The following is a 24,517-nucleotide window of genomic DNA, read 5'->3' on the forward strand; positions in this document are numbered from 1 at the left end:
CTACGCTGCGAATCCTCGCGTATCGGGCCGATACGCGCTTCCAGCGAGGCGCGCGGTTCAAGTTAATTTCTCTTAGGGAGTAATGATGCAAAAACGATTCAAACAACTGATGTTGCTGGCTGCCCTCGTACCGACCTTCGCCATGGCTCAAGCGCTGCAGAACCAGGCGCCGGCGGCACCGGCTGCTGCCGCAGCACCGGTTGATCCGGCCAAGCAGGCTGCCATCAAGGACCTGCTCGACGCCATCGACGCGCAGAAGCTGGTCGGTGCAATCGGCAACAGCGCGCAGATGCAGGCCAAGCAGCTCGTGCCGGCCATCCTGTCGGACGCGCTGAGCGAAAACAAGACGCTGACGGACAAGCAGAAGCAGGCTGCCGTTCCGTCGCTGCAGCAGAACGCAGTGCCGAAGCTGGTCGACGGCGCAGGTCAGGTGTTCGCAACGGACGCCTTCCGTCAGGACGCAATGCAGGCTCAGTACGACGCGTACGCGAAGTACTACAGCACGTCGGAAATCAAGGACCTGACCACGTTCTACAAGAGCCCGACTGGCCGCAAGTTCATCCAGGTGCAGGATCAGGTTGGTCGCGACGTCGTGAACGGTCTGATGCAGAAGTACATGCCGGAATCGATCAAGGCAACGCGCGCTCAAGCCGACAAGGAAGTCGCCTCGGTCAAGCCGGCCGCCAAGTAAATTCCGCTCGCACGGCTGCGCTGAGTGCGCAGCCTGCCGCCGCGTCCGTCGGGTCAATGCCCGGGAGGGCGCAGCCGCCGGGCCACGCGGCGTGGCGGGTTGGCGGCGACAATGCGATAATGGTCGTTTGCGCACTGGCGCAGACGGCCATTTTCTTTTTCGGCGAGCCATTTCGCAGGTCTTTTCGCCGATTTCCCGCGCGATTCCGTTTTTTCGCGCCCGCTTCCAGGACTCCACATGCGCGTCTTTAATTTCTCCGCCGGCCCGGCGGCCATGCCCGAAGAAGTGCTGCGCCAGGCAGCCGACGAGATGCTCAACTGGCACGGCAGCGGCATGAGCGTGATGGAAATGAGCCATCGCGGCAAGGAGTTCATGTCGATCCACGAGGAAGCGTTGACCGATCTGCGCGAACTGCTGCAGGTGCCGGCCAGTCATCGCATCCTGTTCCTGCAGGGCGGCGGGCTCGGCGAAAACGCCATCGTGCCGATGAATCTGCTCGGCACGAAGCCGCGCGCCGACTTCGTCGTGACTGGCTCGTGGTCGCAGAAGTCGTTCAAGGAAGCGCAGAAATACGGCACCGTGCATCTGGCCGCGACCGGTCAGACCGCGAGCGGCTTCACGCGCGCGCCGGCGCACTCGGAATGGCAACTATCGGACGATCCGGCCTACGTGCATCTGTGCACGAACGAGACGATTCACGGCGTCGAGACGTTCGAGATTCCCGATCTCGGCGAGATTCCGCTCGTCGCGGACGCGTCGTCGCATATCCTGTCGCGCCCGATGGACATCGCCAAATACGGCGTGCTGTTCGGCGGCGCGCAGAAGAATATCGGCATGGCCGGTGTCACGGTCGTGATCGTGCGCGAGGACATGCTCGATCGCGCGATGCCGATCTGTCCGTCGGCGTTCGAATGGAAGACCGTCGCCGAAAACAATTCGATGTACAACACGCCGCCCACCTACGCGATCTATATCGCCGGGCTCGTGTTCAAGTGGTTGAAAAAGCAGGGCGGCCTGGCGGCGATGGAAGCGCGCAATCTCGAAAAGTCGAAGCTGCTGTACGACGCGATCGATTCGAGCCGCTTCTATCTGAACAAGGTCGAACGTGGCTCGCGTTCGCGGATGAACGTACCGTTCTTCCTCGTCGACGAGTCGCGCAACGAAGATTTCCTGACCGGCGCGAAAGCGCGGGGATTGGTGCAGCTAAAGGGCCACAAGTCCGTCGGCGGCATGCGGGCGTCGATTTATAACGCCGTCCCGCTCGAAGGCGTCAAGTCGCTTGTCGAATACATGAAGGAATTCGAACAGCGCAGCGCCTGAGCCGTATTGACCGGCAGGCGCGCGCATCTTTTCCAGCAGTTACCCGGCAGAGCCATTTTTCACGCATGGACGACGAACTCAATACACGACTCAAACCTCTGCGCGATCGTATCGACGCGCTCGACGCGCAACTGATCGCGCTCCTGAACCAGCGCGCGTCGGTCGCGCTCGAGGTGGGCGAGGTCAAGAAGCATTTCAACGCGCCGGTGTTCCGCCCCGAGCGCGAATTGCAGGTGATCGCGCGCTTGCAGGAGATGAGCGCGGGACCGCTCAAGGACGAGCATATCGGCGCGATCTGGCGCGAGATCATGGCGGCGAGCCGCGCGCTCGAAAAGACGCTCAAGGCGGCCTACCTCGGGCCGGTCGGCACCTATAGCGAACAGGCGATGCACGAGTACTTCGGTCAGTCGATCGAAGGGCTGCCGTGTCCGTCGATCGACGAAGTGTTCCGCGCGGTCGAGGCGGGCGCCGCCGACTTCGGCGTCGTGCCGGTCGAGAATTCGACCGAAGGCGCGGTGTCGCGCACGCTCGATCTGTTGCTGCAGACGCAGTTGATTATCGGCGGCGAACTCGCGTTGCCGATCCATCACAACCTGCTCACGCAAAACGGTCTCGCCGGTGTGACGCGCGTATGCGCGCATGCGCAGGCGCTCGCGCAGTGCCAGCGCTGGCTATCGACGAACGCGCCGCATCTGAAGCGCGAGGCGGTGTCGAGCAATGCGGAAGCCGCGCGCATGGCGGCCGAAGATCCGGGCGTTGCCGCCGTCGCCGGCGATCGCGCCGCGATCCACTACGGCCTGCAGGTCACCAACGCGCTGATTCAGGACGACCCGCACAACCGCACGCGCTTCGTCATGATCGGCAAGCAGCCGACCGGCCCGAGCGGCCACGACCAGACCTCGCTGATCGTGTCGGTTCCCAACGAGCCGGGCGCGATGGTCAAGCTGCTCGAGCCGCTCTCGCGCCACGGCGTGTCGATGACGCGTTTCGAGTCGCGTCCGGCGCGCGTCGGCACGTGGGAGTATTACTTCTATATCGACATCGAGGGCCATCGTGACGATGCGGCCGTGGCCGCCGCGCTGGCCGGACTCGGCGAGAAGGCCGCGTTCCTGAAGATACTCGGCTCGTATCCGCGCGCCCGCTAGGGGCGGTCAGCGGAATCCGTGCGACGCGCAGTGCGTTGCCCGGCGGTCTGATCCGGGTGTTCGGACGGCATATTTGCGCGTGTTTCACCCATCAGTTTCACCCATCATCGTCGTTCGGAGATTTTTCATGACAGCGTCTTTCGGCCCTTCCTACGTGCGCGCGATCGCGCCGTACATCGCCGGCAAGCCGATTTCGGAAGTGGCCCGCGAGTTCGATCTTGAAGAGGCGAGCATCGTGAAGCTGGCGTCGAATGAAAATCCGCTCGGCATGCCTGCCTCGGCGCAGCGCGCGATGGCGCAGGCGATCGCCGATCTTGGCCGTTATCCGGATTCGAACGGCTTCGAGCTGAAGGCGGCACTCGCCGCGCGCTACGGCGTGCCGGCCGAGTGGATCACGCTCGGCAACGGCAGCAACGACATTCTCGAACTCGCCGCTCATGCGTTCGTCGAGAAAGGCCAGGCGGTCGTGTTCTCGCAGTATTCGTTCATGGTCTATGCGCTTGCGGCGCAGGGCGTCGGCGCGCGCGCGATCGCTGTGCCGGCGGTGCGTCATGGTCACGATCTCGACGCGATGCTCGCCGCGATCGACGACGACACCCGGCTTGTCTTCGTCGCCAATCCGAACAATCCGACCGGCACGTTCGTCGACGGCCCGACACTCGCGGCGTTTCTCGACAAGGTGCCGCGCCATGTGGTCGTCGTGCTCGACGAGGCGTACACCGAATATCTGCCGGCGGACAAGCGCTACGATTCGATCGACTGGGTGCGCCGCTACCCGAACCTGCTCGTGTCGCGCACGTTCTCGAAGGCGTTCGGGCTCGCCGGTTTGCGCATCGGCTTTGCGATCGCGCAGCCTGAATTGACCGATCTGCTGAACCGTCTGCGTCAGCCGTTCAACGTGAATACGCTCGCGCAGGCCGCGGCCATCGCCGCACTGAACGACAGCGAGTTTCTCGAAAAGAGCGCGGCGCTGAATGCGCAAGGCTATCGTCGTTTGACCGAGGCGTTCGACCGGCTCGGCCTCGAATACGTGCCGTCCGCGGGCAATTTCGTGCTCGTGCGCGTCGGCAACGACGATTCGGCGGGCGCCCGTGTGAACCTCTCGCTGCTGAAACAGGCCGTGATCGTGCGGCCGGTCGCCAACTACGGTTTGCCGCAATGGCTGCGTATTACGATCGGGCTGCCCGAGGAAAACGACGCGTTTGTCGCGGCGCTCGAAAAGGCGCTTGCGGAGCTTGCCGCGCCTTTGGCGTGAATCAGCGCTGATCCTTCTTGAACCGCGCGCCCGCCCAGCGAGGCTGGCGTGCTTATTGTGTAACCGACTGTGTGACCGACGTGGCCGCGTTTTCTTTTGACAAGCTGGTGATTTTCGGTGTCGGCCTGATTGGCGGATCGCTCGCGCGCGCCTTGCGCGAACGCGGCGAGGCCGATGGGGCGCGCACGGTGATCGGCGTGGGACGGACGTCCGCGTCGAGCGAGCGCGCCTTGGCGCTCGGTGTGATCGATGACGCCGCGTCGCTCGACGACGATGCCGCGTTGCGCGCCGCGCTCGCCGGCGCGGATTTCGTGCTGCTCGCGGCGCCGGTCGCCCAGACGCAGCCGTTGCTCGAGCGCATCGCGCCGTATCTCGATGCAAACACGATCGTTACCGACGCGGGCAGCACCAAGTCCGACGTGGTGGCCGCGGCGCGCGCGGCGCTCGGCGCGCGGATCGGCCAGTTCGTGCCGGGCCATCCGATTGCCGGGCGCGAGTCGAGCGGCGTCGACGCCGCCTTGCCCGATCTGTACGTGAATCGCAACGTCGTGCTGTGTCCGCTGCCGGAGAATGCGCCGCAGGCGGTCGAGCGGGTCGCGGCGATGTGGCGCGCAACCGGCGCGCTCGTGCGGGACATGCTGCCCGAGCAGCATGACCGCGTGTTCGCGTCGGTCAGCCATCTGCCGCACGTGCTGTCGTTCGCGCTCGTCGAGCAGATTCTCAATTCGCCCGATGCCGCGTTGAAGTTCTCGTTCGCGGCGGGCGGCTTTCGCGACTTCACACGCATCGCCGCGTCGAGCCCGGAAATGTGGCGCGACGTGTGCGTCGCCAATCGGGCCGCGTTGCTCGACGAACTCGACGCTTACACCGCGGTGCTCGCGCGCCTGCGCACGGCGATCGAAGCCGGCGACGGCGCCGCGCTCGAAGCCGTGTTCGCGCGCTCGCGCGTCGCGCGCAGTCAATGGCAGGAACAGCGCGCAACCGGCGTGGCCGGCAGCGACGCGTCGAAATAACCGGAAACTGGACTCATCATGGAATTCCTCGATCTCGGACCTTTTTCCCGTGCGTCCGGCACGGTTCGTCTGCCCGGCTCGAAGAGCATCTCGAACCGTGTGCTACTGCTCGCGGCGCTCGCCGAGGGCGACACGACGATCACGAACCTGCTCGATTCCGACGACACCCGCGTGATGCTCGACGCGCTCGAAAAGCTCGGCGTGCGTCTGAAGCGCGACGGCGACACCTGTGTCGTCACCGGCACGCGCGGCGCGTTCACCGCGCGCACGGCCGACCTGTTCCTCGGCAACGCGGGCACGGCGGTGCGTCCGCTGACCGCGGCGCTCGCCGTGAACGGCGGCGACTACCGGATCCACGGCGTGCCGCGCATGCACGAGCGGCCGATCGGCGATCTCGTCGACGGCTTGCGGCAGATCGGCGCGCAGATCGACTACGAGCAGAACGAAGGCTATCCGCCGCTGCGGATTCGTCCCGCGCAGATTTCCGCCGAGGCGCCGATCCGCGTGCGCGGCGACGTGTCGAGCCAGTTCCTGACCTCGCTGCTGCTGACGCTGCCGCTCCTGCGTACCGCGAGCGGCGTCACCACCGTGCAGGTGGAGGGCGAACTGATCTCGAAGCCGTACATCGAGATCACGATCAAGCTGATGGAGCGCTTCGGCATCAAGGTCGAGCGGCACGGCTGGCACCAGTTCGTCGTGCCGGCGGGGCAGCGCTATCAGTCGCCGGGCCGGATCATGGTGGAGGGCGATGCGTCGTCGGCGTCGTATTTCCTTGCGGCGGGCGCGCTCGGCGGCGGCCCGCTGAAAGTGGAGGGCGTCGGCCGCGCGAGCATCCAGGGCGATGTCGGCTTTGCCGATGCGCTGATCCGGATGGGTGCGAACCTGCAGATGGGCGAGGACTGGATCGAAGTGCGCGGCGTCGGCAACGATCACGGCAAGCTCGACCCGATCGACATGGACTTCAACCTGATTCCCGATGCCGCGATGACGATCGCCGTCGCCGCGCTGTTCGCGGACGGCACGACCACGCTGCGCAACATCGCGAGCTGGCGCGTGAAGGAGACCGACCGCATCGCCGCGATGGCGACCGAACTGCGCAAGGTCGGCGCGAAGGTGCAGGAGGGCGAGGATTTCCTTGTCGTCACGCCGCCCGAAAAGCTGATTCCGAACGCCGCGATCGACACCTACGACGACCATCGCATGGCGATGTGCTTCTCGCTCGTGAGCCTGGGCGGCGTGCCGGTCCGCATCAACGACCCGAAGTGCGTCGGCAAGACGTTCCCCGATTATTTCGAGCGCTTCGCCGCGCTCGCCCAACCCTGATTCAACCCGGATTCGCTTGCGAACCGACTGACGTGCGACTTTTTCGATGAAACCGACCCGTCCCTTTCACCAGACGCCCGTCATTACGATCGACGGCCCGAGTGCCTCCGGCAAAGGCACCGTGGCCGCGCTGGTCGCCGCGAACCTCGGCTTTCACCTGCTCGACAGCGGCGCGCTCTACCGGCTCGCGGCGCTCGCGAGCCTGCGCTACGGCGTTGCCGAAAACGACGTCGACGCGCTCGTGACGCTGATCGACGACCTTCACATCACGTTTCGCGAGGGGCTCGCGCAGCTCGACGGCGTCGACGTGTCGAACGAAATCCGCGCCGAGGAAGTGGGCAGCCAGGCCTCGGCGATCGCCGTGCACGTGCCCGTGCGAGCCGCGCTGGTGGCGCGTCAGCGGGCGTTTCGCAAGGAGCCGGGGCTTGTTGCCGACGGTCGCGACATGGGCACCGTGATCTTCCAGGATGCGGTGCTGAAAGTGTTCATGACCGCGAGCGTGGAAGCGCGCGCGGCGCGCCGGCATAAGCAATTGATCCAAAAAGGATTTTCTGCTAATATAGATGACTTGCTCCGGGATTTGCGTGAGCGCGACGAGCGTGACAGTCAGCGCGCAGCCGCGCCGCTCAAGCCCGCGGCGGATGCAAAGCTGCTTGATACCTCCGCATTGTCGGTCGACCAGGCGGTCGAGCAGGTGGTGCAATGGTATGAAGCGCTAGTCCCGCATGCGTGACTCGAAACAGTAACGCAGCGGCGGCGCAACAGTTCCGTTGTTGGTAGGTGCTTCGCGATGGTCGCGAAGCGTTGTTTTTAACCCTTTAACCCCGCGTGGCATTCGCGTTTTTGCCGAAGTTGCTGACCGTCCGGTGAGCCAGGCGCTGCGAAAACCATGCAAATTCTGATTTTTATGTCCGACCTGCAAACCTCTACCCCGAATACCGAATCTTTTGCGGCTCTGTTCGAAGAGTCGCTGACCAAGCAGGACATGCGCGCCGGCGAAGTGATTTCCGCCGAAGTCGTGCGTGTCGACCACAACTTCGTGGTCGTGAATGCTGGTCTGAAGTCCGAAGCCTACATCCCGCTCGAAGAGTTCCTGAACGACGCGGGCGAGGTAGAAGTGCAGGCGGGCGACTTCGTTTCCGTCGCGATCGACGCGCTGGAAAACGGCTATGGCGACACGATCCTGTCGCGCGACAAGGCGAAGCGTCTCGCTTCGTGGCTGTCGCTGGAAAAAGCGCTCGACAACAACGAGCTCGTGACCGGCACGATCACGGGCAAGGTCAAGGGCGGCATGACCGTCATGGTCAACGGCATCCGCGCGTTCCTGCCGGGTTCGCTGGTCGATACGCGTCCGGTCAAGGACACGACTCCGTACGAAGGCAAGACCCTCGAATTCCGCGTCATCAAGCTCGACCGCAAGCGTAACAACGTCGTGCTGTCGCGCCGCGCTGTCATCGAGGCAACGCAAGGCGAAGAGCGCGCGAAGCTGCTCGAAACGCTGAAGGAAGGCGCGATCGTCGAAGGCGTGGTCAAGAACATCACCGACTACGGTGCGTTCGTCGACCTCGGCGGTATCGACGGCCTGCTGCACATCACCGACATCGCATGGCGTCGCGTGCGTCACCCGAGCGAAGTGCTGTCGGTTGGCCAGGAAGTCACCGCGAAGATCCTCAAGTTCGATCAGGAAAAGAACCGCGTTTCGCTCGGTATCAAGCAACTGGGCGACGATCCGTGGGAAGGCATCTCGCGCCGTTACCCGTCGGGCACGCGCCTGTTCGGCAAGGTCACCAACATCACCGACTACGGCGCATTCGTCGAAGTGGAATCGGGCATCGAAGGCCTCGTCCACGTGTCGGAAATGGACTGGACCAACAAGAACGTTGCGCCGTCGAAGGTTGTCCAGCTGGGCGACGAAGTCGAAGTCATGGTTCTCGAAATCGACGAAGACCGCCGCCGTATCAGCCTCGGCATGAAGCAGTGCAAGCCGAACCCGTGGGACGACTTCAGCCGCAACTTCAAGAAGGGCGACAAGCTGCAAGGCGCGATCAAGTCGATTACCGACTTCGGCGTCTTCATCGGTCTGCCGGGCGGTATCGACGGTCTGGTTCACCTGTCGGACCTGTCGTGGAGCGAAACCGGCGAAGAAGCCGTCCGCAAGTACAAGAAGGGCGACGAAGTGGAAGCGATCGTTCTCGGCATCGACGTCGAGAAGGAACGTATTTCGCTGGGCATCAAGCAGCTCGAAGGCGACCCGTTCAGCAACTACGTTGCAATGAACGACAAGGGTTCGATCGTCGATGGCACGGTCAAGACCGTGGACGCGAAGGGTGCCGTGGTTCAGCTCTCGGGTGAAGTCGAAGGCTACCTGCGCGCTTCGGAAATCGCGCAAGACCGCGTGGAAGACGCTCGCAACGTGCTGAAGGAAGGCGACAAGGTCAACGCGATGATCATCAACATCGATCGCAAGTCGCGTGGCATCAACCTGTCGATCAAGGCGAAGGATTCGGCCGAGCAACAGGAAGCCATCCGCGGTCTCGCTGCTTCGGATTCGAGCGCAGCCGCTACCGGCACGACGAACCTCGGCGCGCTGCTGAAGGCCAAGCTCGACGGCCAGAACCAGTAAGCCTGAGAGGTCTGCTGCAGTATGACCAAATCGGAATTGGTCGCCCAGCTGGCTACGCGATTTCCGCAGCTTGTTCTCAAAGATGCGGATTTCGCGGTGAAGACGATGCTCGATGCGATGTCGGAGGCGCTTGCCAACGGCCATCGCATCGAAATTCGCGGCTTCGGCAGCTTCGGCCTCAACCGCCGTCCTTCCCGCGTCGGACGCAATCCGAAGTCGGGCGAGAAGGTGCTGGTACCTGAGAAGTACGTACCGCACTTCAAGCCGGGCAAGGAGTTGCGCGAGCGGGTGGATCGCCGCGCGGGCGAGCCGTTGAAGGCCGAAGAGCCGGATGACGACCTGTAAATGCTTCGCTGTGCGTCGTGCAGCGTGGCATAGCTAGCGTCAGCGGCCAAAGCCAGTCGGCAAAAGACCAGGAAAAGCGCCTTCGGGCGCTTTTTTTTCGTCTGTACTGTGTGGCTGGTGCGGTGATACCTACGCAGGCGCAGGTCACAAACCAGGCGGCGCTTGCCGTTCCTATGTGCGCCCGCATTTCCGCTCGCGGCAACCAGAGACCAGCCCCCGGCAAGCCTCTGCGCCACCACCTGCTGCCCAGCCGCGAGGGCTTCAATTACAATACGGGTCACTTCGGCGCGGGCAACACCGTGGCGCGACGCGTCATCAAGCCGGCGTCACCCCGCAACTGCCGTCAAGAGACTTACTCATGAAATTTATCGTCTGGCTGATCCGCGTGCTGGTGTTCGTGCTGCTGCTGGTGCTAGCACTGTCCAATACGCAACCCGCTACGCTGAATTTCCTCGCCGGCTATGCCTGGTCGGCGCCCCTGATCCTGATTGGCCTCGCGTTTTTCGTGGTCGGTTTGCTCGCGGGGCTTGTGTCGGCGATGCCGGCCGTCGTGCGCTTGCGCATGGAAAATGGCCGTCTCAAGCGCGAGCTGCGTGTGGCGCGCGAAACGCCGCCGGTCGTCGAACAGCCGCCGCTGCCGCCGTTGATCTGAATTTCCCCGTGCCGCGCGCGTTGAGCGCGGCTTTTCGTTTCCGCTTGCCCGCACATTTGCATCAATCGCATGGATCTAGACTTCTGGTGGCTGCTTGTCATACCCGTCGCATTCGCATTCGGCTGGATGGCGGCGCGCTACGACCTCAAGACGCTGCTGTCCGAAAGCGCGAACCTGCCGCGCTCGTATTTTCGCGGCCTGAACTTCCTGCTCAACGAGCAGCCTGACCAGGCAATCGACGCGTTCATCGAGGTCGTCAAGCTCGACCCCGAAACGGTCGAACTGCATTTCGCGCTCGGCAACCTGTTTCGCCGCCGCGGCGAAACGGATCGCGCGATTCGCGTGCATCAGAACCTGTTGAGCCGCGCGGACCTGCCCGTCAGCGAACGCGATCACGCGCTCTACGAACTGGGTCAGGACTTCCTGAAAGCGGGCCTGCTCGATCGTGCGGAAGAAACCTTCCGCTCGCTGCAGGCCGGCGATTACGCTTTGGGCGCGCAACGCGCGCTGCTCACGATCTACGAAATCGAGAAAGACTGGATCAAGTCGATCGACACCGCGCGCCATCTCGAAACGATGGGCGCGCCGTCGCTCGATAAGGAAATCGCGCAGTTCCATTGCGAGCTCGCGCAGGAAGCCTTGCAGCAGAAGAAGCCGGACGAAGCGCGCCGCCAGCTTGGCTTTGCGCTGAAGGCGAACCCGACCAACGTGCGCGCGACGATCCTGTTCGGCGACGTCGACGCGGCCGGCGGCGAGCCCGAAGCGGCGGTCCGGCAATGGCGGCGCGTCGAGGAGCAGAACTCCGCATATTTGCCGCTCGTCGCCGAAAAAATCATGAAGGCCTACGAAGCGCTCGGCCGTGCGCAGGAAGGCGCCGATCTGCTCACGAGCTGGGTGGACCAGCATCCGAACAACGATCTGCTCGACGTCGCCTATCAGCACGTCGCGTCGCTGCGCGGCGCCGAGGCGGCGCATGCGCTCGCGCGCTCGCAAATGCAGAAGTCGCCGAATCTGGCCGGCATGACGCGTTTGCTCGAGGCGCAGCAGGCGGTCGCGGAAGAACCGCGCCGCAGCGAACTGGAGCTGATGCGCACGCTGATCCGCCAGCGCACCAAAAATCTGCCACGTTATACGTGCCAGAATTGCGGTTTCAGGGCGCGGCTTTTCTATTGGCAATGCCCGGGCTGCAGCGGTTGGGAAACCTATGCGCCACGCCGTGTCGAGCCGATTGCCGCGCCGAACTGACGCCGCGCCGCTCGGACCGGCAGGCGCGGCGGCCACCGCGTTGCGCGTATGCCGGCCGCCGCCGTTCGAGCGGCGCGGGCTTCAACACGAATTCATCGCCGCCGGCCTCATGACCGGCACTCATCACCGGACCCCTCTACCGGAAAACGTATGAAAATCACCATTATCGGCACTGGCTATGTGGGCCTCGTCACCGGAGCGTGTCTCGCCGAGATCGGCAACGACGTCTTCTGTCTCGACGTCGATCCGCGCAAGATCGACATCCTCAACAAAGGTGGCGTGCCGATTCACGAGCCGGGCCTGCAGGAGATGATTGCCCGTACGCGCGCGGCCGGACGCATCACGTTTTCGACCGACGTCGCGGCGAGCGTCGCGCACGGCGACGTGCAGTTCATCGCGGTCGGCACGCCGCCCGACGAGGACGGCTCGGCCGATCTGCAATACGTGCTCGAGGCGGCGCGCAATATCGGCCGCACGATGAACGGCTTCAAGGTGATCGTCGACAAATCGACGGTGCCGGTCGGCACGGCGCAGCGCGTGCGCGCAGTGATCGAGGAAGAGCTCGCGAAACGCGGCCTCGCGGACAGCAGGCAGCATCGTTTCTCGGTGGTGTCGAATCCCGAGTTCCTGAAGGAAGGCGCGGCCGTCGACGATTTCATGCGCCCCGATCGCATCGTGATCGGCATCGACGAAGACGAAGCCGGCCAGCGCGCGCGCGAAATGATGAAGCGCCTTTACGCGCCGTTCAATCGCAACCACGAACGCACGCTGTACATGGACGTGCGCTCGGCCGAATTCACTAAGTACGCGGCCAACGCGATGCTCGCGACGCGCATCTCGTTCATGAACGAGATGTCGAATCTCGCGGATAAAGTCGGCGCCGATATCGAGTCGGTACGCCGCGGCATCGGCTCCGATCCGCGCATCGGCTATCACTTCCTGTATGCGGGCTGCGGCTATGGCGGCTCGTGCTTCCCGAAGGACGTGCAGGCACTGATCCGCACCGCGAGCGAAAGCGGCCACAACCTGCGCATTCTCGAAGCGGTCGAGGAAGTGAACTACCAGCAGAAGGACGTGCTCGTGAACAAGATCGCGGCGAAGCTCGGCGACGATCTGAGCGGCCGCACGTTCGCGGTATGGGGGCTCGCATTCAAGCCGAATACCGACGACATGCGCGAGGCGCCGAGCCGCCGCGTGATCGGCGAGTTGCTCGCGCGCGGCGCCCAGGTGCGCGCGTACGATCCGGTCGCGGTCACGGAAGCGCGCCGCGTGTTCGCCATGGACCTGCACGATGCACCCGAGCAGCTCGCGCGTCTGAGCTTCGCGAGCACCCAGGACGAAACGCTGACGGGCGCCGACGCGCTCGTGATCGTGACCGAATGGAAGGAGTTCAAGAGTCCGGACTTCGTGCATCTGAAATCGGTACTGAAGACGCCGCTGATTTTCGATGGCCGCAATCTCTACGAGCCGGACGCGATGACCGAACTCGGCATCGACTATCACGCCATTGGACGCCCCTATGCCCAACCCTCTGAACTTCCGGGCGATGCCTGAGACCCTACCCGCGGCTTCCGCGTCCAGGCAGGCCATGCCGTTGACGGTCGTGCCGCGCGCGCAACTGGGCGCGGCGCGCGTGCTCGTGGTCGGCGACGTGATGCTCGACCGCTACTGGTTCGGCGACGTGAACCGCATTTCGCCGGAAGCGCCGGTGCCGGTGGTGCACGTGCAGCGTCAGGAAGACCGTCTTGGCGGCGCGGCGAACGTCGCGCGCAACGCAGTGGCGCTCGGCGCGCAGGCGGGTCTCCTGTGCGTGGTCGGCCATGACGAGCCCGGCGAGCGCATCGTGCAGCTGCTCGACGAAAGCGGCGTGACGCCGCATCTCGAACGCGATCCGGATTTGCTCACGACGATCAAGCTGCGCGTGCTGTCGCGTCAGCAGCAACTGCTGCGCGTCGACTTCGAAAATTCGCCGGCGCACGAAGTGCTGCTCGCGGGGCTCGCGCGCTTCGACGAACTGCTGCCGGCGCACGACGTGATCCTGATGTCCGATTACGCGAAGGGCGGTCTCACGCACGTCACGCAGATGATCGCGAAGGCGCACGCGGCGGCCAAGCCGGTGCTCGTCGATCCGAAGGGCGACGACTGGGAACGCTATCGCGGTGCCACGCTGATCACGCCGAATCGCGCCGAGTTGCGCGAGGTGGTCGGTCAGTGGAAGTCCGAAGAGGATCTGCTCGCGCGCGTGACGAAGCTGCGTGCCGAACTCGAATTCAAGGCGCTGCTGCTGACGCGCTCGGAAGAGGGCATGACGCTGTTCGCCGACGACGGCATCCTGCATGCGTCGGCCGTTGCACGCGAAGTGTATGATGTGTCGGGCGCGGGCGACACCGTGATCGCGACGCTCGCCGCGATGCTCGGCGCGGGGCTTTCGCTTGTCGAAGCGGTCGGGCTCGCGAATCGCGCGGCCGGCATCGTGGTCGGCAAACTCGGCACCGCCACCGTCGACTACGACGAACTCTTTTCCTGACGCAGCTTGCCGGGCCCTGCCGTCCAGGCGGACGCGCAGGGCTCGCGCAGGCGACCGAGCGAAGCTCATTACCGCAGGCTCATTACTGCAGGCTCAACTACCGCAGGATCATCATGACCGTCATCGTCACCGGCGCGGCCGGTTTTATCGGCAGCAATCTCGTGAAGGCGCTCAACGAGCGCGGCGAACAACGCATCATCGCCGTCGACAATCTGACGCGCGCGGACAAGTTCCGCAATCTGGTCGACTGCGAAATCGACGACTATCTCGACAAGACCGAATTCGTCGAGCGCTTTGCGCGCGGCGACTTCGGCAAGGTGCGCGCGATCTTCCACGAAGGCGCCTGCTCGGACACGATGGAAACCGACGGCCGCTACATGATGGACAACAACTATCGTTATAGCCGCGACGTGCTCGACGTTTGCCTCGCGCAGAACATCCAGTTCCTGTACGCTTCGTCGGCGGCGACGTATGGCGGTTCGAGCCGCTTCGTCGAGGAGCGCGAGGTCGAGCAGCCGCTCAACGTGTACGGCTATTCGAAGTTCCTGTTCGACCAGGTGATCCGCCGCGTGCTGCCCACCGCGAAGAGCCAGATCGCCGGCTTCCGCTACTTCAACGTGTACGGGTCTCGCGAAACGCACAAGGCGCGCATGGCGTCGGTCGCGTTCCACAACTTCAACCAGTTTCGCGCCGAGGGCAAGGTCAAGCTGTTCGGCGAATACAACGGCTATGCTGCCGGCGAGCAGACGCGCGATTTCATCTCGGTCGAAGACGTCGTGAAGGTCAACCTGTTCTTCTTCGATCATCCCGAAAAATCGGGCATCTTCAATCTCGGCACCGGCCGCGCGCAACCGTTCAACGACATCGCGAGCACCGTGGTCAACACGCTGCGCGCGCTGAATAACGAGACGGCGCTGTCGCTCGCGGAGCAGGTGCAGCGCGGGCTTATCGAATACGTGCCGTTCCCCGACGCGCTGCGCGGCAAGTACCAGTGCTTCACCCAGGCCGACCAGTCGAAGCTGCGCGCGGCCGGCTACGACGCGCCGTTTCTGAGCGTGCAGGAAGGTGTCGATCGCTACGTACGTTGGCTATTCGGCCAGGTGTAAATAATTCGGATACCTCTTTAAACTGGAATCTCCTGACCGGTGATGGTCGCCGGTCAGTGGCAACAGGGAGATTCCAATATGTTTCGAAAAGTTCTGGTTACCGCGGCCATGCTCGCCGCTTTCGGCCACGCGTATGCGACGGTCGACGTCAACACGGCTAACGAGGATGCGCTGCGCGGCATCAAGGGCATCGGTCCCGCGAAGGCGAAAGCCATTCTCGACGAGCGTACCGCTCATGGCCCGTTCAAGGACCCGGCCGATCTCGGCAAGCGCGTCAAGGGCATGGGCGGGCATACCATCGAGCGCCTGCAGGCGGAGGGTCTCGCTGTCGGTCCGGCTGGCGCGGCTGCTGGCGCGCAGGTTGCGGCGGCTGCACCGGCCAAGGGCACGGCCGTTCCGGCCGTCACGGCTAAAGACGGCACTGCCGTGGCGGTGAAGAAGTAAGCGCGCGGGCCGCGTGTGTGCAAGCTCGTGCAGTTTCGTGTGGTTTCGTACCACCGCGGGCATCCGGCTCGCCTGCTTCGTGCGCACGCGCGGTCCGCGGCCGCTTTCAGTTTGTTCTGCTGTCGTTGCTCCATCGCGAGTGGCGTGAGTGGCGTAAATGGACACGCCTTCAGCTGTCATTTCCATGACGGGCTCCCGCGGCTCCCCGGCCGCGGGCTTTGGGCCTTGCCGGTGCGGGCATCCATGCGGGCAGAAGGGGCGCACGGCAGCGTCGCAGAGGGTGGTTTAAAATCAACGGACTGAATACAAACTTTCGCGCATCGCTCGCTTCAGAACCCGATATGGCATACAAAACGATTGAAGACACGATCGGCAACACGCCGCTCGTGCAACTGGTCCGGCTCCCCGACGACGAGATCCGCAGCCGCAACAACGTGATTCTCGCCAAGCTCGAGGGCAACAATCCGGCTGGATCGGTGAAGGACCGTCCGGCGTTGTCGATGATCAAGAAGGCGGAAGCGCGCGGCCGCATCAAGCCGGGCGACACGCTGATCGAATCGACAAGCGGCAACACCGGCATTGCGCTGGCGATGGCTGCGGCGATCCGCGGCTACAAGATGGTGCTGATCATGCCGGAAGACCTGTCGGTCGAGCGCCGTCAGAGCATGGCCGCGTATGGCGCGCAGATCATTCTGACGCCGGTCACGGGCGGCATGGAATACGCGCGCGATCTCGCCGAGCAGATGCAGCGCGAAGGCAAGGGCATCATCCTCGACCAGTTCGCGAACCCGGACAATCCGGCGGCGCACGTCGAAGGCACGGGCCCGGAAATCTGGCGCGACACCGAAGGGCGCATCACGCACTTCGTGTCGTCGATGGGAACGACCGGCACGGTCATGGGCGTGTCGACGTATCTGAAAACACAGAATCAGCAGATCGAAATCGTCGGGGCGCAGCCCGAGGAAGGTTCGCGTATTCCCGGCATCCGCAAATGGCCGGAAGCCTATCTGCCGAAAATTTTCGACCGCAGCCGCGTGGATCGCGTCGAGAACGTGAGCCAGTCCGCAGCCGAAGCGATGGCACGCCGCCTGGCGTCGGTCGAAGGCATCTTCGCCGGCATTTCGTCGGGCGGTGCATGTGAAGTCGCGCTGCGTGTCGCGCGCCAGGTCGAGAACGCGACGATCGTGTTCATCGTCTGCGATCGCGGCGACCGTTATCTGTCCACGGGTGTGTTTCCGGCCTGAGTGCGCGAGCCGAGCGAGTCGTAGGTGTCAAGAAAAAGCGCCGGTCGAGCCGGCGCTTTTTGATGTCGTTCGAAGCGAAGCGCACATGGCGCCTCGTCGCGGCATTTATTGCGAAGCGGGGTTCGGCGCACCGGCCGGCGCTTGCGCTCCCTGTGCTCCTTGCGATGCCGTGCCATTGACCGTATTAACCGCATTGGCCGCTTTCGCTGCATTGACCGCATCGAGCGCCTGCATCTGCGCCTTGACCCGCTGGCCCAGCTGATACACCGCGAGCGCATAGAAGAAACTGCGGTTGTAACGCGTCAGCACATAGAAGTTCTTCAGGCCGAGCATGAACTCGGTGCCGCGTCCCGGCGACGGCAGATCGACCACCGTCACCGGCGTGCCGGCTTCCTGGGCGATATCGACGTTCGGCTCGTTCAGCACGAGCCCGGCACGCAGCAACTGGTCGAGCGGCCAGTGCGGTTCGGGCCGGCCGTCGGCGGCCGCCTGCGCGACGCCGAGGCTGCCGATATCCGAGGCAATGCGCCACACCACCGGCCGGCCGCTTTCCCAGCCGTTCTGCCGCAGATAATTCGCGACGCTGCCGATCGCGTCCGCCTGGCTCGTACGCAGATCGATCCCCTTGTTGCCGTCGTAGTTCACCGCGTATTGCACGATGCTGCTCGGCAGGAATTGCGGAATGCCGATCGCGCCGGTATAGGAGCCGAGCACCGTGGTCGGGTCGATCTGCGAGTCGCGCGTCCACACCAGATAGTCTTCGAGATTCTTGCGGAAGGTGGCCTGGCGATCCGCGCGATTGGCGGTGTTCGGGTAATCGAAGCTCAGCGTGGTCAGGGCATCGAGCACGCGGAAGTTGCCCATGTAGCGGCCGTAGATCGTCTCCACGCCGATAATGCCGACGATCACTTCCGGCGGCACGCCGAACTCTTCATAGGCGCGCTGCAAGGTGGCCTGGTTCTCGCGCCAGAAGCGCACGCCGGCATTGATGCGCACCGGGTCCAGGAAGCGCGCCTGATACACGCGCCAGTTCTTGATCGACGGCGAAGGCGAGGGCGTCACGAGTTTCACCGCGGTCGTCGAATAGCTGACGCCGGCAAAGAGCGCGTGCAGCGCGGCTGCGTCGAAGTCATAGCGCGCCACCATCTCGTTGATGAACGCGTCGACATTCGCGTTGTTCGCGTAGCGCTGCGGAATGATCTCTTCCTCGAACGTCTGCCCCTGCTGGACCGGCTGCTGCGGCTGGCTCTGCGCGACCAGCACCGGCGCCTTGCGCGCGGCGCTTTGCGCGTGCGCCGGACTCGCTGTCATGAGCATGCACGATGCGGCGGACAGTGAGGCGGCCAGCGCGCCAAGGCGCAACCGGTTGCGTGTGGATCGTGCGGACAGGGCAGACTTGACGGTCATAGTGAGAGCAGTGGGCGCAATGCGTGGAAGACAGTGAGGCACCGGGAAACAGGTCGGGGCAGTATACCCGACGGCTTTCGCAAAACCGTGCCGATCGTGCCACAGCTGTCAGGCGACGCCGCGGCGGCGGCCTGTGGTAACTTGATGCATGTTGGCGCGCCGGGGCGCGCCGCTCGACGGAGACACGCCGCGCGTATCGCATGCGCCGCGCGTAGAAGAGACGCACAAGAGAACCATGGCAACAGCCTTTTATTCCCACGCCGACTGTCTGCTGCACGACATGGGGCGGTGGCATCCCGAATGTCCCGCGCGCCTGCAGGCGATCGAGGATCAACTGATCGCGAGCCGCATCGACACGCTGATCGAGCGCGAGCCGGCGCCGCTCGCCGACGAAGCCGCGCTGCTGCGCGTGCATACGCAGGCGCATGTCGACTACATCCGCAGCCGCTCGCCGGACGAGGGCATCGCCGAAATCGATCCCGACACGACGATGAATCCGCACACCTGGCAAGCCGCGTTGCGCGCCGCGGGCGCGGCGGTCGCCGCCACCGACGCGGTGCTCGAAGGCCGTTACGACAACGCGTTCTGCAGCGTGCGGCCACCCGGCCACCACGCGGAGCCGGCGCGCGCGATGGGCTTCTGCTTCTTCAACAACGTCGCGATCGCGGCGCGTCATGCACTCGAAGTGCATGGCCTCGCGCGCGTCGCGATCGTCGACTTCGACGTGCACCACGGCAACGGCACCGAGGCCGCGTTCTCGGGCGACCCGCGCGTGCTGATGTGCAGCATCTTCCAGCATCCGTTCTATCCGTTCACGGGCGCCGACAACCAGGCGTCCAACATGTGCAACGTGCCGATGCCGGCGCGCTCGAACGGCATGGCCGTGCGCGAGGCGGTCGACATGCTGTGGCTGCCGCGCCTGCACGAATTCAAGCCGGAGATGCTGTTCATCTCGGCCGGCTTCGATGCGCATCGCGAAGACGACCTCGGCAACATGGGGCTCGTCGAGGACGATTACGCATGGATCACCGAGCAGATGCGCGAGATCGCGCGGCGCTATGCGCGCGGGCGCATCGTCAGCTGTCTCGAGGGCGGCTACAACCTGTCGGCGCTCGGGCGCAGCGTGGTCGCGCACGTGCGGGCGTTGGCCGGGATCTGATATCGCCACAACGTCCGGCAGCGAGGAGCGAGCCATGAACGCCAGTCCCGCCGACAGCGGCAAGGTCTCACTGGTCGAGATCGAACACGACGCGTATCGCGTGCGCGGTGTCGTGCGCGTGACGATGAACCGGCCCGCCGCGTTCAATGCGCTATCCGAAGCATTGCTCGACGAACTGCAGCAGAGCTTGAGCGCGATCTCGAAGACGGACGCGCGCGTTGTCGTGATCGCCGGGGCCGGGCGGGCGTTTTGCGCGGGACACGATCTGAAGGAGATGCGCGCGGCGCCGTCGCTTGAGTATTACCAGCGGCTTTTCGCGCGCTGCACGAAGCTGATGATGACGATCCAGCGCATGCCGCAGCCGGTGATCGCGCGCGTGCACGGCATCGCGACCGCGGCCGGTTGCCAGCTCGTCGCAATGTGCGATCTCGCGGTCGCCGTCGATACCGCGCGCTTCGCCGTCTCGGGCGTGAATCTCGGGCTGTTCTGCGCGACGCCGTCGGTGCCGCTGTCGCGCAACCTGTCGCGCAAGGCGGCGCTCGAAATGCTGCTCACCGGCGATTTCATCGACGCCGCGCAGGCGCAGCAGCAGGGCCTCGTCAATCGCGCGGTCCCGGCCGACATGCTCGACGACGAACTCGCGCGGCTCGCCGCGAGCATCTGCGCGAAGCCGGTCGAAGCGGTCAGCGCGGGCAAGGGGCTGTTCTACCGGCAGCTCGAAATGGGTATCGAGGCTGCCTACCAACTTGCCGGCCAAACGATGGCCTGCAACATGATGGACGACTCGGCGCTCGAAGGCGTGCAGGCGTTTATCGACAAGCGCGCGCCGGACTGGAAGCGGTAGGCGGGCGCAAGCGCTGTGGTTCTGTTCATCAACCGTCGCTGGGCGCAGCCGTCAATTCGAGGTCGCCAGGAGGTCACCGTCGCACCCCGCATCGCTCAGCTTCGTCCCACCGCCCGCATCTCGATCCACTCGATCAACGCGCCGATCACCCGATCGCGGTCGAGATCGTTCATCGTCTCGTGATAGCTGCCTTCGTACAGCGTAAGCGTTTTATCCGGCGAGCCCGCGTGCTCGCCGAAGGCGCGACTGCCGTTGGGCTCGGTCAGTTTGTCCGCGGTGCCGTGATAGACGAGCAGCGGCATGCACAGATTCGCGCGGCCGCGTTCGATGCGCGCCATCGCGAGCAGCAGCTCGGCACCCGTGCGTGCCGGAATCGCGTCGTGATGCACGAGCGGATCGTTGCGATTGGCGTTCACCACCGGCTGTAGACGCGAGAGCAGCGCGGGGTCGATCTTCATCGCCGGGAAGCCCGGGTAGAGGCGGCTGATTATCTGGCTCGCCGCGAGCATCCAGCGCGGCACGTCGCGGCCCGGCGCCAGCGCGGGACTCGACAGGATCAGGCCGCTCAAGCGACGGCCGCTTGCGGCAAGCCGTTCGATCGCATGGAGCGCGGCGATTGCGCCGCCCATGCTGTGCCCCATCAGGAACAGCGGTGCGCAGCTTTGCGCGGCGGCGTCGACGAGCGCCTGCGCGTCGAGCAGATAGTCGTCGAAGCGCTTCACGTAGGCGCGCTTGCCGGGCGCATGGCCGTGGCCACGCAGATCGATCGCGACGAGCTCGATGCCCGCGCCGTTGAGCCGGCCGGCCAGCGCGGCGTAGCGGCCGGCGTGCTCGGCGAGACCATGCAGCAGCGCGACCGTCGCGCGCGTGGGGCCGGCGGGCTGCCAGCGATAGAGCGGCAACTGCACGCCGTCGGCGGTCGTCACCGACGCGCGCGGCGGCGCGTCGCTGCTGGCGTTGCCAGCGAGGTTGCCCGCGCTGGCGCGCACGGTGTGGCTCGGGGGGGTCGGCATGGCTGCGGCGTGTCCTGGTTGGATGTCGCCCGATCATAGTCGCTGCGGCACGGGGCACGCGAGCTTCGCGCACTGTACGTCCCTCTAATGCTTTCAGGTTATGAAAAGATCGGAATTGATTATTAAAGAGTATGTCGCCGCTGCGGTAGAATGGCGGCCTCAAATCCCAATAAAAGCAACGGCGGCCGCTTGCCGGGAGCACCATGCTCGCCGGCAGTCGTCGCCGTTTCGTTTTCCATGATTGAAATACGCAATATTTCGCAGCGGTTTGCCGGGCCCCGGGGCTGGGTCGAGGCACTGCACAACGTCAATCTGACGATTCCGGCCGGCGAGGTGTTCGGCATCATCGGCCGCAGCGGCGCCGGCAAGAGCACGCTCGTGCGCACGATCAACCTGCTGACGCGGCCGTCGGAAGGCAACATCGTCGTCAACGGCCGCGATCTGACGACGCTGCCCGCCGCGCAGTTGCGCGAGGCGCGCCGCGAGATCGGCATGATCTTCCAGCACTTCAATCTGCTGTCCTCGCGCACGGTGTACGAGAACGTCGCGCTGCCGCTCGAACTGGCCGGCATGAAGCGCGACGAAATCGAGGCCAACGTGCTGCCGCTGCTCGACCTCGTCGGCCTGTCGGCGCAGAAGGACCGCTATCCGGCGCAGATCAGCGGCGGCCAGAAGCAGCGCGTCGGGATCGCGCGCGCGCTCGCGAGCAAGCCGAAGGTGCTGCTTTCCGACGAAGCGACGTCCGCGCTCGACCCCGAAACGACGCGCGCGATTCTCGATCTGCTCAAGCGCATCAACCGCGAACTGAACCTCACGATCGTGCTGATCACGCACCAGATGGACGTGATCAAGCAGGTCTGCGACCGCGTCGCGGTGCTCGACGCGGGCCGTGTCGTCGAAGAGGGCAAGGTTATCGACGTGTTCCTGCAGCCGCGCCACGAAGTCACGCGCGCGCTGATCGGCGACGTGATCGCGCAGGAATTGCCGCCCGCCATGAAGGCGCGCGTCGCGCAGCGTCTGAAGACCGGCAGCGGCCATCTGCTGCGCCTCGCGTTCACGGGCTCGGGTGTCGATCAGCCGATTCTCTCGGAGACGATCCGCCGCTACGAACTCGACTTCAACATCCTGCACGGCCAGATCGACGAGATCCAGGGGCAGGCGTTCGGCTCGCTCGCGGTGCTCGCGGGCGGCGAGCCAACGAAGGTGGCGCAGGCGCTCACGTATCTGCGCGAACAGGGTGTGGTGGTCGAGGAGCTTTCGCATGTTGAGTGAAATGTTCGATATGTTCGTCCAGTCGTTCTGGGAAACGCTCGTCATGGTGGGCATTTCCGGACTGATCGGTGCCGTGGTCGGCGTGCCGCTCGGCGTGCTGCTATATCTGACCGACCGTCAGGGCGTGCTCGAAAACGTCGCCCTCAATCGCGTGATGGGCGTGCTCGTCAATGCGGTGCGCTCGACACCGTTCATCATCCTGCTCGTCGCGGTGATTCCGTTCACGCGGCTCGTCGTCGGTTCGTCGATCGGCACGGCGGCCGCCATCGTGCCGCTGACGATCTCCGCCGTGCCGTTCATCGCGCGGCTGGTCGAGACGGCGCTGCGCGAGGTCGACCGCGGGCTCATCGAGGCCGCCCAGGCGATGGGCGCGACCACCCGCCAGATCGTCTTCAAGGTGCTGTTGCCCGAGTCGCTGCCGGGCGTGGTCGCGGGGCTCACGATCACGTTCGTGTCGCTGGTCGGCTATTCGGCGATGGCCGGTGCGATCGGCGGCGGCGGTCTCGGCGACCTCGGCATCCGCTACGGTTATCAGCGCTTCCTGCCCGAAGTGATGCTCGCGGTCGTGCTGATCCTGATCGTGTTCGTGCAACTGGTGCAGTCGTTTGGCGATTGGCTCGTGCGTCGTCTGAGCCACAAATAAACCCACCGGGCTTATAACCCGCTAGAAGAGTCGGAGAGGGTCCATCATGCAACGTCGCTTCATTCTCAAGCTGGCTGCCGCGCTCGGCGCGGTCTCGCTGTTCGCCATGAACGCGGCGCACGCCGAAGACACGATCAAGGTCGGTGTCACGGGCGGTCCGCATGCGCAGATCATGGACGTCGTGAAGACGGTCGCCGCGAAGAACGGTCTCAACATCAAGATCGTCGAATTCTCCGATTACGTGCAGCCGAACGCGGCGCTCGCGAGCGGCGATCTCGACGCGAACAGCTATCAGCACGACCCGTATCTGCAGGCGCAGGTGAAGGACCGTGGCTACAAGCTGATCCGTATCGCGGACACCGTCACCTACCCGATGGGCATCTACTCGAAGAAGCTGAAGACGCTCGCCGAACTGCAGCCAGGCGCGAAGATCGCGGTGCCGAACGATCCGACCAACGGCGGCCGTGCGCTTCTGCTGCTGCAGAAGCAGGGGCTCATCAAGCTGCGCGCCGACGCGGGCCTGAAGGCGACGCCGCTCGATATCGTCGAGAATCCGAAGAAGCTGAAGATCGTCGAACTCGACGCGGCGCAGATTCCGCGTTCGCTGGGCGATGTGGATGCCGCCGCGATCAACACCAACTTCGCGATGGAAGCGGGCCTGAAGCCGAAGCAGGACGCGATCGCGATCGAAGACCCGAAGGGGCCGTACGTGAACATCATCGCGATTCGCGAGGCTGACAAAAACAAGCCGTGGGTCGCGAAGCTGGTTGCCGCGTATCACTCGCCTGAAGTCAAGCAGTTCATCGACAACAAGTTTGGCGGCTCGGTCATTACCGCCTGGTAGCCTGGTAAGCCGACGCTCGCCAACTTCGCAAGAAGAAGACGACGGCAAGGCGAAATTAGAGGTGCGAGTCGGAGCCCGGGGTTGTCTCCCGGGTTTTTTAGAGATTAAAATAGAACGATCGTTCGATATTGCCGTTGCGCCGCGGAGGAGCGATATCCTCTCGCTAATGCGCCCGCGACAGGGCTGCCATGAGGGCAGTCGCTATAATGTTCGTCGGGTTGACGTATTCGTAACTTTGGAGCGTGTGCATGAAAATTCTGGTGCCAGTGAAAAGAGTGGTCGACTACAACGTGAAGGTCCGGGTCAAGTCGGACGGCACGGGCGTCGACATCGCAAACGTGAAGATGTCGATGAATCCGTTCGACGAAATCGCGGTGGAAGAGGCGGTGCGCCTGAAGGAAG

At 64.4% G+C, this 24,517-nt stretch carries 23 protein-coding genes and 1 pseudogene; 22 read left to right on the top strand and 2 right to left on the bottom strand.

What is annotated here, in order from left to right:
* Positions 1-85: 85 nt before the first annotated feature.
* The 16 genes from F3J20_RS23650 (at position 86) to cysM (ending at position 16,933) form a co-directional block, all read left to right on the top strand.
* Complete coding sequence (locus F3J20_RS23650; RefSeq protein WP_167049576.1) at positions 86-691, top strand: DUF2059 domain-containing protein; 606 nt, start codon at positions 86-88, stop codon at positions 689-691.
* A gap of 237 nt (positions 692-928) precedes the next feature.
* Positions 929-2,011, top strand: coding sequence for a 3-phosphoserine/phosphohydroxythreonine transaminase (serC, locus tag F3J20_RS23655; protein ID WP_167284693.1), 1,083 nt, complete (start codon positions 929-931; stop codon positions 2,009-2,011).
* Between the two features lie 65 nt (positions 2,012-2,076).
* The gene (gene pheA / locus F3J20_RS23660) at positions 2,077-3,156 is read left to right on the top strand and encodes a prephenate dehydratase (RefSeq protein WP_167284694.1); all 1,080 of its coding nucleotides are present in this window, start codon (positions 2,077-2,079) and stop codon (positions 3,154-3,156) included.
* 127 nt (positions 3,157-3,283) lie between these two features.
* Positions 3,284-4,411, top strand: a complete 1,128-nt coding sequence (hisC, locus tag F3J20_RS23665; RefSeq protein WP_167049511.1) for a histidinol-phosphate transaminase — start codon at positions 3,284-3,286, stop codon at positions 4,409-4,411.
* A 71-nt stretch (positions 4,412-4,482) separates the two neighbouring features.
* Positions 4,483-5,424, top strand: coding sequence for a prephenate dehydrogenase/arogenate dehydrogenase family protein (locus F3J20_RS23670; protein ID WP_167049509.1), 942 nt, complete (start codon positions 4,483-4,485; stop codon positions 5,422-5,424).
* Between the two features lie 18 nt (positions 5,425-5,442).
* The gene (aroA, locus tag F3J20_RS23675; RefSeq protein WP_167049507.1) at positions 5,443-6,747 is read left to right on the top strand and encodes a 3-phosphoshikimate 1-carboxyvinyltransferase; all 1,305 of its coding nucleotides are present in this window, start codon (positions 5,443-5,445) and stop codon (positions 6,745-6,747) included.
* Between the two features lie 46 nt (positions 6,748-6,793).
* A complete protein-coding gene (gene cmk, locus F3J20_RS23680) occupies positions 6,794-7,480 on the top strand; it encodes a (d)CMP kinase (RefSeq protein WP_167284695.1) in 687 nt (228 codons plus the stop codon).
* A gap of 156 nt (positions 7,481-7,636) precedes the next feature.
* Positions 7,637-9,370: a 30S ribosomal protein S1 gene (gene rpsA, locus F3J20_RS23685; protein WP_167049503.1), complete on the top strand. Its 1,734-nt coding sequence runs from the start codon at positions 7,637-7,639 to the stop codon at positions 9,368-9,370.
* 21 nt (positions 9,371-9,391) lie between these two features.
* On the top strand, positions 9,392-9,715 hold the full coding sequence (locus tag F3J20_RS23690) for an integration host factor subunit beta (RefSeq protein WP_007180889.1): 324 nt from the start codon (positions 9,392-9,394) through the stop codon (positions 9,713-9,715).
* Between the two features lie 358 nt (positions 9,716-10,073).
* The gene (locus F3J20_RS23695) at positions 10,074-10,367 is read left to right on the top strand and encodes a LapA family protein (protein ID WP_167049501.1); all 294 of its coding nucleotides are present in this window, start codon (positions 10,074-10,076) and stop codon (positions 10,365-10,367) included.
* Positions 10,368-10,436: 69 nt separating this feature from the next.
* Entirely contained in the window at positions 10,437-11,612 is a 1,176-nt protein-coding gene (lapB, locus tag F3J20_RS23700) for a lipopolysaccharide assembly protein LapB (protein ID WP_167284696.1), read from the top strand.
* Positions 11,613-11,762: 150 nt separating this feature from the next.
* Entirely contained in the window at positions 11,763-13,166 is a 1,404-nt protein-coding gene (locus F3J20_RS23705; protein WP_167284697.1) for a UDP-glucose/GDP-mannose dehydrogenase family protein, read from the top strand.
* Positions 13,132-14,139, top strand: coding sequence for a D-glycero-beta-D-manno-heptose-7-phosphate kinase (gene rfaE1 / locus F3J20_RS23710; protein ID WP_275691481.1), 1,008 nt, complete (start codon positions 13,132-13,134; stop codon positions 14,137-14,139). The genes F3J20_RS23705 and rfaE1 overlap by 35 nt, the downstream gene beginning before the upstream one ends.
* A 113-nt stretch (positions 14,140-14,252) precedes the next feature.
* A complete protein-coding gene (rfaD, locus tag F3J20_RS23715; protein WP_167284698.1) occupies positions 14,253-15,245 on the top strand; it encodes an ADP-glyceromanno-heptose 6-epimerase in 993 nt (330 codons plus the stop codon).
* Between the two features lie 78 nt (positions 15,246-15,323).
* The gene (locus tag F3J20_RS23720) at positions 15,324-15,689 is read left to right on the top strand and encodes a helix-hairpin-helix domain-containing protein (RefSeq protein ID WP_167049493.1); all 366 of its coding nucleotides are present in this window, start codon (positions 15,324-15,326) and stop codon (positions 15,687-15,689) included.
* A 341-nt stretch (positions 15,690-16,030) separates the two neighbouring features.
* The gene (gene cysM, locus F3J20_RS23725; RefSeq protein ID WP_167284699.1) at positions 16,031-16,933 is read left to right on the top strand and encodes a cysteine synthase CysM; all 903 of its coding nucleotides are present in this window, start codon (positions 16,031-16,033) and stop codon (positions 16,931-16,933) included.
* Between the two features lie 105 nt (positions 16,934-17,038).
* Here the strand turns inward: cysM and mltB are convergent, their stop codons facing one another.
* On the bottom strand, positions 17,039-18,250 hold the full coding sequence (gene mltB, locus F3J20_RS23730; RefSeq protein WP_240162883.1) for a lytic murein transglycosylase B: 1,212 nt from the start codon (positions 18,248-18,250) through the stop codon (positions 17,039-17,041).
* 325 nt (positions 18,251-18,575) lie between these two features.
* Here mltB and F3J20_RS23735 point away from each other — a divergent pair, with 325 nt between their 5' ends.
* Together F3J20_RS23735 and F3J20_RS23740 are read left to right on the top strand one after the other, a co-directional pair.
* Positions 18,576-19,499, top strand: coding sequence for a histone deacetylase family protein (locus F3J20_RS23735; RefSeq protein WP_167284701.1), 924 nt, complete (start codon positions 18,576-18,578; stop codon positions 19,497-19,499).
* 34 nt (positions 19,500-19,533) lie between these two features.
* Positions 19,534-20,343: an enoyl-CoA hydratase gene (locus F3J20_RS23740; protein WP_167049485.1), complete on the top strand. Its 810-nt coding sequence runs from the start codon at positions 19,534-19,536 to the stop codon at positions 20,341-20,343.
* Positions 20,344-20,438: 95 nt separating this feature from the next.
* On the opposite strand, the gene F3J20_RS23745 is transcribed toward F3J20_RS23740, so the two are convergent.
* Positions 20,439-21,356, bottom strand: coding sequence for an alpha/beta hydrolase (locus F3J20_RS23745; RefSeq protein ID WP_167284702.1), 918 nt, complete (start codon positions 21,354-21,356; stop codon positions 20,439-20,441).
* Positions 21,357-21,593: 237 nt separating this feature from the next.
* Here F3J20_RS23745 and F3J20_RS23750 point away from each other — a divergent pair, with 237 nt between their 5' ends.
* From F3J20_RS23750 to F3J20_RS23765, 4 genes and pseudogenes are all read left to right on the top strand, one after another.
* Entirely contained in the window at positions 21,594-22,628 is a 1,035-nt protein-coding gene (locus F3J20_RS23750; RefSeq protein WP_167049481.1) for a methionine ABC transporter ATP-binding protein, read from the top strand.
* The gene (locus F3J20_RS23755; protein WP_167049479.1) at positions 22,618-23,271 is read left to right on the top strand and encodes a methionine ABC transporter permease; all 654 of its coding nucleotides are present in this window, start codon (positions 22,618-22,620) and stop codon (positions 23,269-23,271) included. Before F3J20_RS23750 ends, F3J20_RS23755 begins: the two co-directional genes overlap by 11 nt.
* 46 nt (positions 23,272-23,317) lie before the next feature.
* The gene (locus F3J20_RS23760; RefSeq protein WP_167284703.1) at positions 23,318-24,115 is read left to right on the top strand and encodes a MetQ/NlpA family ABC transporter substrate-binding protein; all 798 of its coding nucleotides are present in this window, start codon (positions 23,318-23,320) and stop codon (positions 24,113-24,115) included.
* A 248-nt stretch (positions 24,116-24,363) separates the two neighbouring features.
* Positions 24,364-24,517 (top strand): annotated as a pseudogene (locus tag F3J20_RS23765) (electron transfer flavoprotein subunit beta/FixA family protein); the annotation flags it as partial.

The sequence above is a fragment of the Paraburkholderia sp. Cy-641 genome (genome assembly GCF_011752945.1).
GTDB lineage: Bacteria > Pseudomonadota > Gammaproteobacteria > Burkholderiales > Burkholderiaceae > Paraburkholderia.

Coding starts and splice junctions, on each gene's coding strand:
- F3J20_RS23760 (WP_167284703.1), top strand. CDS start 23,318: ATGCAACGTCGCTTCATTCTCAAGCTGGCTGCCGCGCTCGGCGCGGTC.
- lapB (WP_167284696.1), top strand. CDS start 10,437: ATGGATCTAGACTTCTGGTGGCTGCTTGTCATACCCGTCGCATTCGCA.
- rfaD (WP_167284698.1), top strand. CDS start 14,253: ATGACCGTCATCGTCACCGGCGCGGCCGGTTTTATCGGCAGCAATCTC.
- rpsA (WP_167049503.1), top strand. CDS start 7,637: ATGCAAATTCTGATTTTTATGTCCGACCTGCAAACCTCTACCCCGAAT.
- hisC (WP_167049511.1), top strand. CDS start 3,284: ATGACAGCGTCTTTCGGCCCTTCCTACGTGCGCGCGATCGCGCCGTAC.
- F3J20_RS23745 (WP_167284702.1), bottom strand. CDS start 21,356: ATGCCGACCCCCCCGAGCCACACCGTGCGCGCCAGCGCGGGCAACCTC.
- rfaE1 (WP_275691481.1), top strand. CDS start 13,132: ATGCCCAACCCTCTGAACTTCCGGGCGATGCCTGAGACCCTACCCGCG.
- F3J20_RS23650 (WP_167049576.1), top strand. CDS start 86: ATGCAAAAACGATTCAAACAACTGATGTTGCTGGCTGCCCTCGTACCG.
- F3J20_RS23695 (WP_167049501.1), top strand. CDS start 10,074: ATGAAATTTATCGTCTGGCTGATCCGCGTGCTGGTGTTCGTGCTGCTG.
- serC (WP_167284693.1), top strand. CDS start 929: ATGCGCGTCTTTAATTTCTCCGCCGGCCCGGCGGCCATGCCCGAAGAA.
- F3J20_RS23690 (WP_007180889.1), top strand. CDS start 9,392: ATGACCAAATCGGAATTGGTCGCCCAGCTGGCTACGCGATTTCCGCAG.
- cysM (WP_167284699.1), top strand. CDS start 16,031: ATGGCATACAAAACGATTGAAGACACGATCGGCAACACGCCGCTCGTG.
- F3J20_RS23740 (WP_167049485.1), top strand. CDS start 19,534: ATGAACGCCAGTCCCGCCGACAGCGGCAAGGTCTCACTGGTCGAGATC.
- F3J20_RS23755 (WP_167049479.1), top strand. CDS start 22,618: ATGTTGAGTGAAATGTTCGATATGTTCGTCCAGTCGTTCTGGGAAACG.
- F3J20_RS23735 (WP_167284701.1), top strand. CDS start 18,576: ATGGCAACAGCCTTTTATTCCCACGCCGACTGTCTGCTGCACGACATG.
- mltB (WP_240162883.1), bottom strand. CDS start 18,250: ATGCTCATGACAGCGAGTCCGGCGCACGCGCAAAGCGCCGCGCGCAAG.
- cmk (WP_167284695.1), top strand. CDS start 6,794: ATGAAACCGACCCGTCCCTTTCACCAGACGCCCGTCATTACGATCGAC.
- F3J20_RS23720 (WP_167049493.1), top strand. CDS start 15,324: ATGTTTCGAAAAGTTCTGGTTACCGCGGCCATGCTCGCCGCTTTCGGC.
- F3J20_RS23750 (WP_167049481.1), top strand. CDS start 21,594: ATGATTGAAATACGCAATATTTCGCAGCGGTTTGCCGGGCCCCGGGGC.
- pheA (WP_167284694.1), top strand. CDS start 2,077: ATGGACGACGAACTCAATACACGACTCAAACCTCTGCGCGATCGTATC.
- aroA (WP_167049507.1), top strand. CDS start 5,443: ATGGAATTCCTCGATCTCGGACCTTTTTCCCGTGCGTCCGGCACGGTT.
- F3J20_RS23705 (WP_167284697.1), top strand. CDS start 11,763: ATGAAAATCACCATTATCGGCACTGGCTATGTGGGCCTCGTCACCGGA.